At 69.6% G+C, this 15,317-nt stretch carries 14 protein-coding genes, 1 tRNA gene and 1 pseudogene; 9 read left to right on the top strand and 7 right to left on the bottom strand.

The genetic code is table 11. The features are described from left to right. Positions 1-8: 8 nt before the first annotated feature. Positions 9-1,334 carry an NAD(P)/FAD-dependent oxidoreductase gene (locus MVG78_RS14635; RefSeq protein WP_247552644.1) on the bottom strand — a complete coding sequence of 442 codons (1,326 nt, stop codon included), beginning with the start codon at positions 1,332-1,334 and terminating at the stop codon, positions 9-11. Positions 1,335-1,444: 110 nt separating this feature from the next. On the opposite strand from MVG78_RS14635, the gene MVG78_RS14630 reads away from it, so the two are divergent. Next, on the top strand, positions 1,445-2,521 hold the full coding sequence (locus tag MVG78_RS14630; protein ID WP_247552642.1) for a tartrate dehydrogenase: 1,077 nt from the start codon (positions 1,445-1,447) through the stop codon (positions 2,519-2,521). Between the two features lie 252 nt (positions 2,522-2,773). Next, complete coding sequence (locus MVG78_RS14625; RefSeq protein ID WP_145133934.1) at positions 2,774-3,019, top strand: hypothetical protein; 246 nt, start codon at positions 2,774-2,776, stop codon at positions 3,017-3,019. A gap of 108 nt (positions 3,020-3,127) precedes the next feature. Here the strand turns inward: MVG78_RS14625 and cuyB are convergent, their stop codons facing one another. The 3 genes from cuyB to MVG78_RS14610 all read right to left on the bottom strand — a co-directional run bounded on the left by cuyB (position 3,128) and on the right by MVG78_RS14610 (position 4,813). Beyond that, positions 3,128-3,847: a cysteate racemase gene (gene cuyB, locus MVG78_RS14620; RefSeq protein WP_247552640.1), complete on the bottom strand. Its 720-nt coding sequence runs from the start codon at positions 3,845-3,847 to the stop codon at positions 3,128-3,130. Positions 3,848-3,911: 64 nt separating this feature from the next. After that, positions 3,912-4,388, bottom strand: coding sequence for a YdcF family protein (locus MVG78_RS14615; RefSeq protein WP_247552638.1), 477 nt, complete (start codon positions 4,386-4,388; stop codon positions 3,912-3,914). Positions 4,389-4,438: 50 nt separating this feature from the next. Then, complete coding sequence (locus tag MVG78_RS14610; RefSeq protein ID WP_247552636.1) at positions 4,439-4,813, bottom strand: hypothetical protein; 375 nt, start codon at positions 4,811-4,813, stop codon at positions 4,439-4,441. A gap of 346 nt (positions 4,814-5,159) precedes the next feature. Between MVG78_RS14610 and MVG78_RS14605 the strand changes: the two genes are divergently transcribed. The 5 genes from MVG78_RS14605 (at position 5,160) to MVG78_RS14585 (ending at position 10,582) form a co-directional block, all read left to right on the top strand. Further along, positions 5,160-6,098: a 2-hydroxyacid dehydrogenase gene (locus MVG78_RS14605; RefSeq protein ID WP_247552634.1), complete on the top strand. Its 939-nt coding sequence runs from the start codon at positions 5,160-5,162 to the stop codon at positions 6,096-6,098. A 99-nt stretch (positions 6,099-6,197) separates the two neighbouring features. Further along, positions 6,198-7,319, top strand: coding sequence for an ABC transporter ATP-binding protein (locus MVG78_RS14600; protein ID WP_247552632.1), 1,122 nt, complete (start codon positions 6,198-6,200; stop codon positions 7,317-7,319). Positions 7,320-7,671: 352 nt separating this feature from the next. Beyond that, positions 7,672-9,183 carry an NADH-quinone oxidoreductase subunit M gene (locus tag MVG78_RS14595; RefSeq protein WP_247552630.1) on the top strand — a complete coding sequence of 504 codons (1,512 nt, stop codon included), beginning with the start codon at positions 7,672-7,674 and terminating at the stop codon, positions 9,181-9,183. A gap of 104 nt (positions 9,184-9,287) precedes the next feature. Next, positions 9,288-10,214: a Gfo/Idh/MocA family protein gene (locus MVG78_RS14590; RefSeq protein WP_247552628.1), complete on the top strand. Its 927-nt coding sequence runs from the start codon at positions 9,288-9,290 to the stop codon at positions 10,212-10,214. Further along, positions 10,097-10,582: a Gfo/Idh/MocA family oxidoreductase gene (locus MVG78_RS14585; RefSeq protein WP_247560455.1), complete on the top strand. Its 486-nt coding sequence runs from the start codon at positions 10,097-10,099 to the stop codon at positions 10,580-10,582. The genes MVG78_RS14590 and MVG78_RS14585 overlap by 118 nt, the downstream gene beginning before the upstream one ends. Before the next feature lie 10 nt (positions 10,583-10,592). Here the strand turns inward: MVG78_RS14585 and MVG78_RS14580 are convergent, their stop codons facing one another. The 3 genes and pseudogenes from MVG78_RS14580 to MVG78_RS14570 form a co-directional block, all read right to left on the bottom strand. Next, positions 10,593-11,951: a chloride channel protein gene (locus MVG78_RS14580; RefSeq protein ID WP_247552626.1), complete on the bottom strand. Its 1,359-nt coding sequence runs from the start codon at positions 11,949-11,951 to the stop codon at positions 10,593-10,595. A gap of 184 nt (positions 11,952-12,135) precedes the next feature. Further along, positions 12,136-13,020 carry an RNA polymerase sigma factor RpoH gene (rpoH, locus tag MVG78_RS14575; protein ID WP_247552624.1) on the bottom strand — a complete coding sequence of 295 codons (885 nt, stop codon included), beginning with the start codon at positions 13,018-13,020 and terminating at the stop codon, positions 12,136-12,138. Between the two features lie 230 nt (positions 13,021-13,250). Beyond that, positions 13,251-14,259: pseudogene (locus MVG78_RS14570) on the bottom strand (RluA family pseudouridine synthase). On the opposite strand from MVG78_RS14570, the gene MVG78_RS14565 reads away from it, so the two are divergent. Both MVG78_RS14565 and MVG78_RS14560 read left to right on the top strand, forming a co-directional pair. Continuing rightward, a complete protein-coding gene (locus MVG78_RS14565) occupies positions 14,228-14,518 on the top strand; it encodes a DUF6476 family protein (RefSeq protein ID WP_247552622.1) in 291 nt (96 codons plus the stop codon). The pseudogene MVG78_RS14570 and the gene MVG78_RS14565 overlap by 32 nt on opposite strands. Positions 14,519-14,671: 153 nt before the next feature. Next, positions 14,672-14,747, top strand: a tRNA-Glu gene (locus tag MVG78_RS14560). Positions 14,748-15,317 lie beyond the last annotated feature (570 nt).

Here is a 15,317-nt window from a genome sequence, read left to right as displayed (position 1 = left end):
CGGGGGGATCAGTCCAGCCGCAGCCGGGGCTTGGCGAGCCTCTGCAGCACCTCCGCCGCCCAGATCAGCGGCACGCGCCGGCCATGCACCACATACTGGTACTGCCGGTAGAGCAGGTTGTAGCTGAGCTGGGCGAAGCGCCCCTCGATGAAGCCGCCGGGCAGCACGCCGAGCCGGCCCAGGCTGCCAAAGGCGTCGTAGCCGCCCAGGGAGACCAGGGAGCCGTGCTCCTTGTAGCGGAAGGGTGGCAGATCCCGGCCCGCCAGGAAATCCGGCAGATGCGCGGCGAGGTGCCGGGCCTCCTGGTGCGCCACCTGGGCCGTGGCGGGGAGGGGGCGCTCGGCGCCCTCCGGCACCAGGGCGCTGCAATCGCCCAGCGCGAAGATCGCCGGGTCGCGCGTGGTCTGCAGGCTGGGCCGCACGACCAGGCGGTTCGCCCGGTCCACCTCCAGCCCGTCCATCTCCCGCAGCACGGCGGGGGCGCGGATGCCCGCGGCCCAGACCCGCAGCGCGGCGTCGATCCGGCGCCCGCTCTTCAGCGTCAGGCCGTGCGCATCGACGGAGGCCACCGGATCGCCGGTCAGCACCTCCACCCCGATCTCGCCCAGCACCCGCGTCGCGGCGGCGGAAACGCGTTCAGGCAGGGCGGGCAGGATGCGGGGCGCGGCCTCGATCAGCGTGATGTGGATGCGCTGCCGCAGCCCCGGCAGGCCATAGCCGGCGGCGAGGTCGAGCGCATGGTTGATCTCCCCGGCCAGCTCCGTGCCCGTGGCGCCCGCCCCGACGATGGCGATGGACAGGGTGCGGTCCGGACGGTCCGTGAGGGTCCGGATGATCTCCTCGCGCAGCGCGACGGTGAAGGCTTCCGCCTGATCGCGGCTGTCGATGAAGCGGCAGTGTTCCTGGGCGCCGGGCGTGCCGAAATCATCGGCATGGCTGCCGACCGCGAGCACGAGCGTGTCGTAGGTCAGCCGGGTGGTGACGGTGTCCTGCCCGTCCGGGCCTTGCAGCGTGCCCAGCGTCAGCCGCCGCCGGCCCCGGTCCAGCCCGCGCAGCAGGCCGGGCCAGTAGGTGAAACCGTGCCGCCGCGCATGGGCGAGGTAGGAGACCTGTTCCTGCGAGGTGTCGAGCGTGCCGGCCGCGACCTCGTGCAACCGTGGCTTCCAGACATAGCTGCCGCTGCGGTCCACCAGGGTGACGGCATAGGGGACGGGCCGGCGTCGGCGGCTCGCCAGGCGGATGGAAAGGTCCAGCCCCGCCGCTCCGCCACCCACCACCACGATGCGGCGCGGCTCCGCCGTCGCTGCCCGGTTGTCACCGTGACTGCCTGACATGCTTTCCTCCTCGGCCCCGAAGGCCGAACCAGGGAGGCCGGCCGGGGAGGCGGCCTTGCCGCTGGCCCACGGTGGCGCCAACCTGCCATCCGACATCAAGGGGAATGCCGATGGCCGAGCCGCGCAAGCACCGTATCGCCGTGATCCCGGGCGATGGAATCGGGCGCGAGACCGTGCCGGAAGGGCTCCGGGTGCTGGAAGCGGCGGGGCGGCGCTTCGGTTTCTCCCTGGAATGCAAGGAATACGACTGGTCCTGCGACCGCTACCTGAACACCGGGGCGATGATGCCGGAGGACGGGCTGGAACAGCTCCGCGAAGCCGATTCCGTCTTTCTGGGCGCGGTGGGCTGGCCGGGCGTGCCGGACCATGTCTCGCTCTGGGGCCTGCTGATCCCGATGCGGCGCGGCTTCGACCAGTATGCCAGTGTCCGCCCCTGCCGGCTGATGCCGGGCGTGCGCACGCCCTTGGCCGGGCGCGGCCCGGCCGATATCGACTTCGTGGTGGTGCGCGAGAACACCGAGGGCGAGTACAGCAGCACCGGCGGCCGCATGTTCCCCGGCACCGGGCGGGAATTCGTGACGCAGGACAGCGTCTTCACCCGGACCGGGGTGGACCGCATCCTGCGCTATGCCTTCGACCTCGCGAAGACGCGCAAGCGGCGCAAGGTGACCTCGGCCACCAAGTCCAACGGCATCACCTTCACCATGCCCTTCTGGGACGAACGCTTCGCCGCCATGGCGGCGCAGTATCCGGAGGTGCAGACGGACCAGTACCATATCGACATCCTCTGCGCCCATTTCGTGCAGCATCCGGACTGGTTCGATGTGGTGGTGGGCTCCAACCTGTTCGGCGACATCCTCTCCGATCTCGGCCCTGCGGTGGCGGGCTCCATCGGCATCGCGCCCTCGGCCAACATCAACCCGGAGAAGCTGCATCCCTCGATGTTCGAGCCGGTGCACGGCTCCGCCCCCGACATCGCCGGCAAGGGCATCTGCAACCCCATCGGCCAGATCTGGTCCGGCGCCATGATGCTGGAGCATCTGGGGGAGGCGGAGGCCGCGCGGGCGATCACCGACGCCATCGAGAAGCTGCTGGCCGAGGGCGGGCCGCGCACCCGCGACATGGGCGGGCAGGCCGGGACGGAGGATCTGGGCAAGGCGCTGGCGGCGCTGGTCGGCGGCGCCTGACCGGCCGGGGCCTTCCGCCATCCGGGCCGGGGGCATGTGCCAACGGTCCGGGGCGTCCATGGCCAGGTGATAAGGCGTGACGTCGGCAGCATCTTTGCCTTAAATCCGTCCCTGACAGGTCCGGATTAAGGGAATCGCGCAGGGAGCAGGGGCCTGCCGGCTTGAACGCTTGAATAGGCGTTCAGGTGAGAATATAACCTAGGAACGAATTGCGAGCGATTCTCAAATAACTCGCAAACGCTGGAGTGTATGATGGGTCAGGAGTTCAGCCACATCGTCCGCCGCTGCGAGCGGGCCGTTGTGACCGCCTACCGTGAGCTGCGGGAGGGCGGCAACGACGATCTGTCGTCGTTCCGAGCCTGCACGGCCCTGTACCGCATTCATCATCCGGAAGCCTCGGTGAGCGAGGCGCAGCGCCTGGTGGCCGAGTGGGTGGACCATCACATCATCCGGGCCGACAAGGGCCCGACCAATGGCTGCGAGTGCGACGACGACTGAGGCGCCATCCCGGCCACCCTTTGAGACTGGCCGGACCTTCGCCTTCCACCTTTCCCGTGTGACGCCCGAAGGGCCGGCCCGCCTTCCTGATCCGCCGGCCGGTTCTTCCTACTCCACCGGCCCCTTCGCCCATCCGATCGAGACGCGGGCCAGCGCGTCGATCGTGTCCACCACCGGAAAGGGCAGGGCGGGCCCGGTCTGGATCCCCAGCGGGATCTCCGTGCAGCCCAGCACCACGGCCTCCGCGCCCCGCGCGATCAGGCTCCGCGCCACCTCCGCCAGGGGCGCATAGGCTTCCTCCACGCGGTTCGCCTTCACCAACGCGATTCCCGGCCCGACCTTGTCGCGCATCTGGGCCTCGTCCGGCGTGATCACCTCATGGCCCAGGACGTCGAAGCGTTCCTGGTACAGCCGCATCGCCAGGGTGCCCGCCGTGGCCATCAGCCCGACCCTGGCACCCACCAGGCCCTGGCGCCTTAACTCCTCGGCCGCCGCATCGACGATGTGGAGGACCGGCAGGGAGGTAGCCGCCCGCATCGCCTCATACCAGCCATGGGCGGTGTTGCAGGGGATGGCGATCGCGCCGCAGCCCGCCGCCTCCAGCCCGCGGATGCCGCGCAGCAGCGCGGGCAGCGGGTCCTCCCCGCCATGCAGCCGCGCCTCGGTGCGGTCGGGGATGCGGGGGTCGGACCACAGCACGGCGGGAACATGGTCCTGGTCCCGCCGCGCCGGGGTCAGCAGCGTCAGCCGCAGCAGGAACTGCGCCCCGGCCAGGGGCCCCATGCCGCCGAGGATTCCCAGCACCCGTTCCGCCCCATTGACCCGCATGGCCCAGCTCCTTCGCCCTGACGCGGCGGCACAGGAAGCATGGTGGGGCGGGGGCGGGAAGGGGTCAGCCCGCCGGGGCCGATCCGCGTCCGGCGCGGCGGTGCCAGAGCGCCAGGGCGGCGTCATAGGGAATGGCCGGGGCCTCGCGCAGGCGCCAGCGCCAGTCCTGGAAGCCGGGGGCCGCGCGGGCCGCCGGGCCATGGCGGGCCGGGAGACCCAGCAGGCGCAGCAGCAGCACGCAGCGCGGGATATGATAGCCCGAGGAGGCCACCAGCACCGGACCCTGCCAGTTCCGCAACAGGCCGGCGACGGCACGGGCGGATGACAGCGTATCCGTGCCGGTCGGCTCCTCCAGGATATCCTCCGGTGGAACCCCACCCTCGCGGAGCAGGCGGGCCATCACGCTGGCCTCGCTCGGCCCATGCCGGCCCTTCGCCCCGGTCGGCACATAGAGCGGCGGAGGGTGACGGCGACGGCCATGCGCCAGCGCCGCCTCCACCCGCCGCCGCAGGGTCTGGCTGGGGGAGCCATCGGGCCGCACCGCCGCGCCGAAGATGACGATGGCGGCGCGGGGTTTCCGGGGACCCAGGTTCAGGACGCGCGGCCGCCAGCCTGTTGCAGCATCCGGTCGACATCCCCAGCCGCGCCCCGCGTGACCTCCAGGCGCAGGGAGGACCCATCCACCGAGAGGCGGCTGCGTTCGGCTAGGCCGGCGCGGACCACGCCTTCCCCGGCCAGCTTGGCCTTCTCAGGGTCGCCGAAGGTGTAGGACAGGGTCTTTCCGTCCGCGAGCGGGGCGGGATTGTCCTCCTCCATCGCGGGAGGAACGGCGCGCGAGCCACGGCCACCGTCATGCCCCACCGGGTCGCTGGCGGGGAAGGTGTCCTTCAGCGCCTCCTTCTGGTCTTCCTCCCGCTTGGTGCCGGGGCCTGAAGCCTGCTGCATCGTGGTCGGATCGGCGGCCATGGTGTTTTCCTCCTGCCGGATGGTTCCGGCCCTGCGCGGATCGTTCGGCGTCCCCGAAGGGACAGCCCAGGGCCGGGGTGATCTCCGCGAGGGTAACGGCGCTGCCGCCATCGGGTTCACCCCCGCCGCGAGGGCGCGGGCCATGGACATTCCCGACCGCCCCGATATGGAATGCGCCCCTCCCGGGATGGCCCGGCGGAACCGTCTGGACCGGCCCGGCATGACGGGAACCGGTATGATAGGAACCGGTATGATAGGAACCGGTATGATAGGAACCGGGGCGGCATGGGGCATGCATGGCATGGACGCGGCCGGGCGGCGTTGCGGCCGGAATGGGGGCGAGCAAGTGATTGTTCTGGTGAAGTCGGGCGGCGAGGCGGCGGTCCCGAAATGGCGTGACGCCTTCCGGGCCGTGAACCCGCGCCTGGAGATCCGCTGGTGGGACGATGCCGCCGTGGCGCCGGAGGAGGTCTCCTATGTCGTGGTCTGGGACCCGGAACCCGGCCGGCTGAGGCGCCTGTCCAACCTGCGCATCGTCTTCTCCTCCGCCGCCGGAGTGGACAACATCGTGCGCGATCCGGAATGGCCGCGCCATCTCCCGCTGGTGCGCATGGGCGGGCTGGAAACGGGCCAGCGCATGGGCGAGTTCGTGAGCTGGGCCTGCCTGTCCCTGCTGCGCGGGGCACGGCGGATGGCGCTGGCGCAGGCGGAGGCGCGGTGGGACAATTTCCACCCTCGTTTCACCGCGGCGGAGCGGCGCGTCGGCATCATGGGCCTGGGCAATCTGGGCGGCACGGCGGCGCGGATGCTGCGGGCACTGGGCTTTCCTGTCGCGGGCTGGTCGCGCACGCGCAAGGACCTGCCGGGTGTCGAATCCTTCGCCGGGGTGGAGGAGCTGGGGGCCTTCCTGGCGCGCACTGATATCCTGGTCTGCCTGCTGCCCTCGACGCCGGAAACCCGGGGGCTGATCGATGCACGCGTGCTGTCCCTGCTGCCCCGGGGCGCGCAGGTCGTGAATGTCGGGCGCGGCTCGCATCTCGCGGTGCCGGATCTGCTGGCGGCGCTGGACAGCGGGCATCTGGACGGCGCGCTGCTGGATGTCTTCGAGCCGGAGCCGCTGGCCTCCGACAGCCCGCTCTGGTCGCATCCCAAGGTGATCGTGACGCCGCACCTCGCCTCGCTGGCCAGCCTGCGCGAGCGGGCGCGCTATATCGCGGAGGCCATCGCCACGCATGAGGCGGGTGGCCGGCTGCCCAATCTCTATGACCCGGAACGGGGCTACTGACATGCTGCTCTACGACCCGCCACGAAAGCCTGATCCGAAGCACGTGCCGGCCGAGGCGATGTGCCGCAGGCTGGACCGCGAACAGCCGGAGTATCGCTCATGAGCATCGTGCTGGAACGCCCCGCGGCCACCGCCGTCCCGGCCGGTGCCGGTCATGCGCTGTCGCTGCGCGGCGTCACGCGCCGCTATGGCGAGGCGGCGGCGGTGGCCGATGTGTCGCTGGAGGTCGGGCGCGGCGAATTCCTGACGCTGCTCGGCCCTTCCGGCTCCGGCAAGACCACGCTGCTGATGGTGATCGCGGGATTCGTCGAACCCTCCGCCGGCCAGGTGCTGCTGGACGGGCGCGACATCACCGCCCTGCCGCCGGAGAAGCGCTCCTTCGGCATGGTCTTCCAGGGCTATGCGCTGTTCCCGCAGATGACGGTGGCGGAGAATGTCGCCTTCCCGCTGCGTGTGCGGCGGATCGGGCGGGCGGAGCGCGAGTCCCGCGTGCGCGCCGCGCTGGACCTCGTGCAACTGGGCCGTTTCGCCGAAAGGCGGCCGCACCAGCTTTCCGGCGGGCAGCAGCAGCGCGTGGCGCTGGCGCGGGCGCTGGTCTTCGATCCGGCACTGCTGCTGCTGGACGAGCCCCTGTCCGCGCTGGACAAGAAGCTGCGCGCCGAGTTGCAGGACGAGCTGAAGGCGCTGCATCGCCGCGTCGGCCGCACCTTCATCAACGTTACACACGATCAGGAGGAGGCGCTTTCCCTGTCCGACCGGATCGCGATCCTGAACCATGGGCGGCTGATCCAGCAGGGTTCGCCGGCGGAACTCTACGAGCGCCCCGCGACGCGTTTCGTGGCGGGCTTCCTGGGGCAGAGCAACTTCCTGGCCGGCACGGTGGAGGACAGCGCGGACGGCACCATCGCGCTGCGCCTGGGTGCCACGCGCCTGCTCGCGCGCGGCACGGCGCGGGCGGGGGAGGGCGTGGTGATGTCGTTGCGGCCCGAGAAGATCCTGCCGCTCGGCGAGGGCATGGAGGAGGACAACATGGTGGAGGGGACGGTGCTGTCCTGGTCCTATGCCGGCACCGCCTTCCACCTGTCCGTGGCGACGCGGGATCTCGGCGTGCTGCGGGTGCAACTGCCGGCCTGGCGTGCGCCGTTGCAGCCCGTGGAGGGGCTCCCGCTGCGGCTGGGCTGGAGCCGCGCGGCGGCGGTGCCGGTGCGGGAGGACGGCTGAACGCCGCGGGGCGGATGGCCGGGGACGGTGCGGGCGGGGCATTCGCCCGCCTTTCGCCGGGATTGCCGGGGCTGTGTAACCGGAAGTAAAACGACCAGAAGCAGCAATAAAACCGGAACAGAAAGAGTTATATAAGATAAAACTCCTTGATTTTCCTCGTGTTTTCATGGATTCTCCATGAAAAATCTGTCGGAAATCGCCGGTTATTCATCCCTGTGCTGGCGGCCGGAAAGAAAAGCCGATAGGCGGAGCCTCCCGCGACATGGTGCGGTGCAACGAATCTTTCCGAAACAGGAAAGATTTCGCCTGCCTGCCCTGATGCTTGCCCCTGACGCTTGCAAGGCTCCGCCGGATGAACGCTGCTGGCTTTCCGCTCTTATCGACCCTGACCTTCCTGCCCCTGGCGGGTGTGGCCGCCATCCTGTGCCTGCGCGGCGAGGATGAGAGGGTCGGGCGACTGGTGCGCGGGATCGCGCTCGGCACCAGCCTCGCCGTCCTGGCGCTCTCCTCGCTGCTCTGGTTCGGCTTCGACGGTGGCAGCGGTTCCTACCAGTTCCAGGAGCACGCGAACTGGATGCCGGACATCGGCATCAGCTATCACATGGGGGTGGACGGCATCTCCGTCCTCTTCGTGCTGCTCACGGCGCTGCTGACGCCGATCTGCATCCTGGCATCCTGGCGGATGGAGCAGACCCGCATCCGGACCTACATGGCCGCCTTCCTGCTGCTGGAAACGGCGATGATCGGCGTCTTCTCGGCCGTCGACCTGCTGCTCTTCTATGTGTTCTTCGAGGCGGCGCTGGTACCGATCTTCCTGATCATCGGGATCTGGGGCGGACCGCACCGCGTGCGGGCGGCCTTCAAGCTGTTCTTCTACACGCTGGCGGGCGCGCTGCTGATGCTGCTGGCGGTGCTGGCCATCTGGTACGACGCCGGCTCCACCGACCTGACGCAGCTCATGGGCCTGCACCTGTCGCGCGGCGCGCAGATGTGGATGTTCCTGGCCTTCTTCGCCGCCTTCGCAGTGAAGATGCCGATGTGGCCCTTCCACACCTGGCAGCCGGAAGCCTATGCCGAGGCGCCGACCGCGGGCTCCGTCATGCTCGGCGGCGTGATGCTGAACATGGGCGCCTATGGCTTCCTGCGCTTCTCCATCCCGCTCTTTCCGCAGGCGACGGAAACGCTGGCGCCCTTCGTCCTGACCCTGTCGGCGATCGCCGTGGTCTATGCCAGCCTGGTGGCCCTGCTGCAGCAGGACATGAAGAAGATCGTGGCCTATTCCTCGATTGCCCATATGGGTATCGCCACGATCGGCGTCTTCTCCATCGACGAGCAGGGCATCTCCGGCGCGCTGTTGCAGATGCTGGCGCATGGCGTGGTCTCGGGCGCCGGCTTCCTCTGCATCGGCGTGCTGCAGGACCGCGTGCGCACGCGCGACATCGGGCATTTCGGCGGGATCGCGAAGGTCATGCCGGCCTATGCGGTGGTGGCGATGATCTTCACCCTGGCGGCCATGGCGCTGCCCGGCACGGCCTCCTTCCCCGGCGAGTTCCTGGTGCTGGTCGGCGCCTGGAAGGTCAGCCCCTGGCTCACCCTGGGGGCCGGCAGTAGCATGGTCCTGGGCGCCGCCTATATGCTGCGCATGTACAAGGCCGTGCTGTTCAGCCGCCTGCACCGGGCCGAGCTGCGCGGGCTGCTGGACCTTTCGGTGCGGGAAAGGCTGATCTTCGCGCCGCTGGTGGTGCTGACGCTCTGGATCGGCATCCATCCCGGCTCCTTCCTGCACGTCTTCCAGGCCAGTGTTTCCACGCTGGTCCACCGGCAGGAAGCCGCGCTCGCCACGGCGCATCTCGCGGGTCTCTGATCCGCGCGATTCCGGGGAGGGGCGGGCACGAGGCCGTGTGCCGCCCTCAACCCCCGGCGGGGCGCGGCGTTGAGGGCGGGACGGAACCGGAGCTTCCCCCCGCCATGCCCGACGACAGCTTCTCCGCCACGCGGCGCGGCCTGATCCGTGTCTCCGGCCTGTCCGCCATGGGCCTCGCTCTCGGCCCGGCCCATGCGGCGGCCAATGGCGCGCCGGGCTATCCGGCCCCGTCCGAGATGGATGTCGGGCGGGTGCAGAACGGCAGGGTGGTCTTCCCGAACTGGCGCAGCGAGGCCGAGCCGCGCACGCCGCCACCGCCCGCGCCGCGCGCACCCGGGGAGCGCCTGGGCTATGCCATCGTGGCGCTGGGGCGGCTGAGCCTGGAGGAGATCCTTCCCGCCTTCGCCGGGTGCAAGAGCTCCTATCCGGCGGCGCTGGTGACGGGCAGCCCGGAGAAGGGCAGCGCGGTGGCGCGGCAATACGGCATCCCGGAAACCTCGGTGCTCGGCTACGCGGATTTCGAGACGCTGCGCGACCTGCCGGCGGTGAAGGCGGTCTATATCGTCCTGCCCAACGGCATGCACCGCGAATACACCCTGCGCGCGGCGGCGATCGGCAAGCATGTGCTCTGCGAGAAGCCGATGGCGACCAGTTCCGCCGAGGCGGGGGAGATGGTCGATGCCTGCGCCAGGGCTGGCGTCAGGCTGATGGTGGCCTATCGCTGCCAGTACGAACCCTATAACCGCGCGGCGATCGCGCTGGTGCGGTCCGGCGAACTGGGCAGGCTGCGCTTCATCGAGGCGACCAATGTCCAGGCCAACGGGCCGGGGCCGCAATGGCGCTATTCCAAGGCCCTGGCCGGGGAGGGGCGATGCCCGATATCGGGCTCTACTGCCTCAACGCCACGCGCTACATCACCGGGGAGGAGCCGGTGGAGATCAGCGCGCGGCTCTACAGCCCGCCGGGCGACGAGCGCTGGAAGGAGGTGGAGGAGAGCGTCGCCTTCGGCCTGCGCTTCCCCTCCGGCGTGATGGCGAACTGCCTCGCCTCCTATGGCGCCTTCAACGACAAGACGCTGCGGCTGCATTTCGAGGGCGGCAGCGTGGAGATGCCGGATGCCTTCTCCTATGTCGGGCAGCGCATGATCGTGTCCCGCAAGTCCGGCAACATCGTCGGGCAGGAGGAGCGCAAGATCCGGCACAGGAACCAGTTCGCGCTGGAGATCGACCATTTCTCCGAGCGCGTCCTGGCCGACGAGACGCCGCACACGCCGGGCGAGGAAGGGCTGCGGGACATGCGCCTGATGGAGACCGTCTACCGTGCCGCCGCGGAGAACCGGCCCCAGGCGGTGGAGCCGGCACAGGGCGCGACCCGGGGGCCAGACCCCCGGGAGGAATGAGGCACGCGCTTCAGCGCCGCTCCACCGCATGCAGGAAACGGCGCGCCAGGGCGCCGTAGAGCGGACGCCGGCAGATAAGCCGGGAGGCGCCGGTCGCGATGAAGGAGGTGGCCATCAGCGGGATGATCATATTCTGGCCGTCGGTCATCTCCATGACGATGACGGCCGCCGTGATCGGCGCCTGCACCACACCCGAGAAATAGGCGACCATGCCGAGCAGGACCATGGCGCCGAGTGGCGCGACCGGCAGGAGTTCCGCCAGCGTGGCGCCGAAGCCGGCCCCGACCGAGAGGGAGGGAGCGAAGATGCCGCCGGGAATGCCGCTGCAGTATGACACCACCGTCGCCAGCAGCTTGGCGGCGAAATAGCTGGCGGGGAGGCTGGTCTCCCCTTCGATCAGCCCACGCGCCTGGGCGTAGCCGGTGCCATAGGTCAGGCCGCCGCTGGCCAGCCCGATCAGCGCCACCACCAGCCCGCAGAGCGCCGCGAAACCCACCGGGTGGCGCATCAGGAAACGCCCGGCCAAGCCGGGCAGCCCCCTGGAGGCGCGCACCAGCATCCAACTGAAGGCGCCGCCGCAAAGCCCGCCCAGGATGGCGCAGAGCGGGACAGCGGCCCAGGCGGCCCCTATTGGGAGATCGACCTGGGTGACGCCGAAATAGGTGTAGTTCCCGACCAGGGCCAGGCTGACCACGCCGCCGATCACCACGGCGGTGAGGACGTTGCCGCTGGTGCGTCCCTCATAGGAATGGCTGAGTTCCTCGATGGCGAAGACGATCCCCGCCAGCGGCGTGTTGAAGGCGGCCGCGACGCCGGCGGCGCCCCCCGCCAGCACCATGGCGCGCCGGGTCTCAGGGCGGGGAAGGTGCAGCCGCTGGGCCAGGGCCTGCATGATCGAGGCGCCGACCTGCACGGTCGGTCCCTCGCGCCCGATCGAGCCGCCACCGAGCAGGCCCAGCAGCGTCAGCAGGACCTTGCCCACGGCGATCCGCAGGGACAGGACCTGGGAGATGAGCTTCGGATCGTCCATGTGCAGGGTGGCGATGACCTGGGGGATGCCGCTGCCCTGGGCGCCGGGGAAGACGGTGCGGGTCAGGTAGCTGGCCAGGGCGAAGCAGGCGGGGGAGACCAGCAGCGCCAGCAGGGGCCAGTGCGTGACCAGTTGGCGGAAGCCCGCGCCGGCGCGGTCGGCCAGGGCGGCGAAGCCGATGGCGACGAGGCCCACCAGCACCGCGCCGAACCAGAAGACCATGCGCCGCAGCCAGAGGCGGGGCGAAACCAGGGGAAGACGCCGCAGCCGCCGGAAATACCGGCGCCGCAGGCGGGGGCGCTGGGCCTGCTGCGCCGTGTCCGACATCTCCACCCCCATCTGCGCCGTTCCTTTCGCCGTCCCGACATCCATAAGCGAGATCGGGCGGGGTGGAAGCGCCTTTGGCCGCGGATCTGCTGCCAGGACCGGGGATCGGCGGTCGGGGATAGCGGACTGGAAGGTGAGCCCGGAATCGGAAACGGCGGGTTTCCCCGCCGTTCGCATCAGGACCGTGCGGCCCTTTTCAGGTGATGGCCAGACGCTGCTCGGCGATCTGGTTCTTCATCGACTTCTGCAGCTTCTCGAAGGCGCGGACCTCGATCTGGCGGACACGCTCGCGCGAGATGTTGTACTGCTGCGAGAGCTCTTCCAGCGTGGTCGGCTCGTCCTTCAGCCGGCGTTCGATCAGGATATGGCGCTCACGCTCGTTCAGCGTCTTCAGCGCCGTGTCGAGCAGGTGGCGGCGGTTGGACATGTCCTCCCGGTCCGCGAGCTCACTCTCCTGGCTCTCGCCCTCGTCCACCAGCCAATCCTGCCACTCGCCCTCGCTATCGGCGCGGACGGGGGCGTTCAGGCTCTGGTCCGAGGAAGCCAGGCGGCGGTTCATCGACACCACATCCTGTTCCGGCACCTGCAGCACGCGGGAAATCTTCTCCACCTGCTCCGGCTGCAGATCGCCTTCCTCCAGCGCCGCCATCTGGCCCTTCAGCCGGCGCAGGTTGAAGAACAGCTTCTTCTGCGCGGCGGTGGTGCCCATCTTCACCAGCGACCAGGAGTGCAGGATGTATTCCTGGATCGCGGCGCGGATCCACCACATGGCATAGGTGGCGAGGCGGAAGCCACGGTCCGGGTCGAACCGCTTCACCGCCTGCATCATGCCGACATTGCCCTCGCTGATCAGCTCGCCCACCGGCAGGCCGTAGCCGCGGTAGCCCATGGCGATCTTCGCGACGAGGCGGAGGTGGGAGGTGACGAGCTTGTGGGCCGCCCCTTCGTCCCCGCTGTCCTTCCAGCGCTTGGCGAGGTTGTACTCCTCCTCCGGCGCCAGCATCGGGAACTTGCGGATCTCCTGGAGGTAGCGGGAAAGATTGCCCTCGGGAGCCATTGGAATCATGGAAGTGGAAGCCATGTATGTACTCGCCTCCTCTCCGGCTTCAGGAACCCCCGTGACGGCGGGTCCTGAGACCGCTGTGGAATGTGCCCATCCGTTGCCAGGCCCAGCGTTTCGCGGTCGCTCCGGTCACGTCGGAACTTTTCTCCGCGGCTAACGCTTTTGAGCGGCACCTGGCTGCGGCGGCGCAGCGAGTTTTTAGCGCGTTCGCCCTTTGTTTGCAAGAAAAACCGACTGTCACAGTCGGGTTACTCTCCGTCGCGCTTCAACATATCCAGCAGCGCGGCCATGTCCGGTGGCAGCGGGGCGGCGAAGCTCAGCGCCTCTCCGGTGATGGGGTGGCGGAAGCCCAGAGTCGCGGCGTGCAAGGCCTGCCGCGGAAAGGCCAGCAGGGCTTCCCGTGTTTCCGCGCCGAGGGCTTTGGCGGAGGCGGGGGTGCGGCGGAGATAGACCGGGTCCCCCACCAGCGGGTGCCCCTTGTGCGAGAGATGGACCCGGATCTGATGGGTCCGTCCGGTCGCCAGTCGGCAGCGGAGCAGGGCACAGGCGCCCGCCCAGGCCTGTTCCGTGGCATAGCGGGTGAGGGCGTGCTTGCCGTTCCGGGTGACCACGGCCATGCGCTTCCGGTCCATCGGATGCCGGCCGATATCGCCCTCGATCTCCCCCTTGCGGGGGAGGGTAGCCCCAGACCAGGGCCAGATACTCGCGGTCGAGATCGCGGGAGGCGAAGGCTTCCGACAGCGCATGATGTGCCGCCTCGGACTTCGCCACCACCATCACCCCGCTGGTGTCCTTGTCCAGCCGGTGGACGATGCCGGGGCGCTTCTCCCCGCCGATGCCCGTCAGCTCCTCCCCCGCATGGGCGAGGAGGGCGTTCACCAGCGTCCCGTCCTGGTTGCCCGGCGCCGGATGCACGACCAGCCCGGCCGGCTTGTTCAGCACAATGAGATGCGGGTCCTCGTACAGGATGGTCAGGGGGATCGCCTGAGCCTGCGGCGTGGCCGGTTCCGGCGGCGGGACGTGCAGGCTGTAGCGTCCGCCCGGACGCACCGCCTCGGACGGGTTGGCGACAGGCTGGCCGTCCCGCCGCGCCTGCCCGGCCTCGATCAGCGCCTTGACACGGGATCGCGACAATGCCCCTGACACCTCCGCCAGGACGCGGTCCAGGCGCTGCCCCGCCTGTTCCGGCGTGGCGATGAAATCCAGGGAAAGATCGGGGGTCTGATTGCGCGCGCTCAAGGTGCTCGTCATCGTCATGGGGGTTCTGATTATCGCGGGCACCGTGGGGCTGATCGCGGTGATCGTCCAGCGCATGTCCACCGCCGCGCCCGGCGCCATGTCCACCGCCCAGAGGATCGAGGGTGGGCTGGGGCAGCCGGCGGGCACCCGCATCCGCGGCCTGGCCGGGGCGGGGGACCGGGTGGCAATCTGGGTCGAGGGGCCGCAGGGCGAGCGCGTGCTGCTGCTCGACCCGCGCTCTGGCCGGGTGCTGGGCGAGCTGCGGCCAGGGGAGTGAAGGCGGGCTGCCTGAATCGGCGTCCCGCACGGCTGCGTGAGGGCGGGAGCGGCGTGAAGCCCTGCCCACGCGCGGCAGGGATGCAAATAAGCGGCCCGAGATGGCTTGATCGACGGCCGGGGCTCCGATAGAAGCCACCTCACCGATGGCCACGTCCCCTTCGTCTAGAGGCCTAGGACACCGCCCTCTCACGGCGGCAACAGGGGTTCGAATCCCCTAGGGGACGCCATTCCGGCAGGTTTCCTGCCGGTTTGAGCCTCACCAAATTGAACCATTCCACAATTCGTCATTCGGCTCGCACGCTAAGGCGTTGCGCGGGGATTCCGGTTCACCCATGGGCATTCTGGGTGGATAGCGCCATCCACTCGCCCATGATGGCTCTGCGTATCATCCCCGGCCCGAACGGATGGTGGTAGACGACCATGGCGTCATCCGAATGGATGACGCCGGGGCCGGCCACTTGCGCCAAGACAGCACGGCTTTCCCCAACAGTCGCGGCGTGAGTGTATGAAATCGGACGACAAACGGCCGGGTGAAGCGCGTCTCCTGACCTTCCAGGGGCTCAGAGGTGGCCCGACCTGGGAATACCGTGGCGCCCTCATCGAGACGACAGGGCACCGCTTCCCGGATCAGAATTTTCTTCGCATGGCGGGACATCCGCTGGACGGCGCGCGATTCCCGACGCCTGGTGCCGCGAAGGCCGCCGTGGACGAGTGGCTCGACCGGAGCGCATAGCGCCACCGGTCAGCGCCCGAAAGCAGAACGGGCCGCATGGGATGCCCCGTGGCGGCCGCCATCC

The sequence above is a fragment of the Roseomonas gilardii subsp. gilardii genome, from assembly GCF_023078375.1.
Lineage (GTDB): Bacteria > Pseudomonadota > Alphaproteobacteria > Acetobacterales > Acetobacteraceae > Roseomonas > Roseomonas gilardii.
Note: the sequence above shows the minus strand (reverse complement) of the source record. Positions and strands in the feature narration are given on the sequence as shown.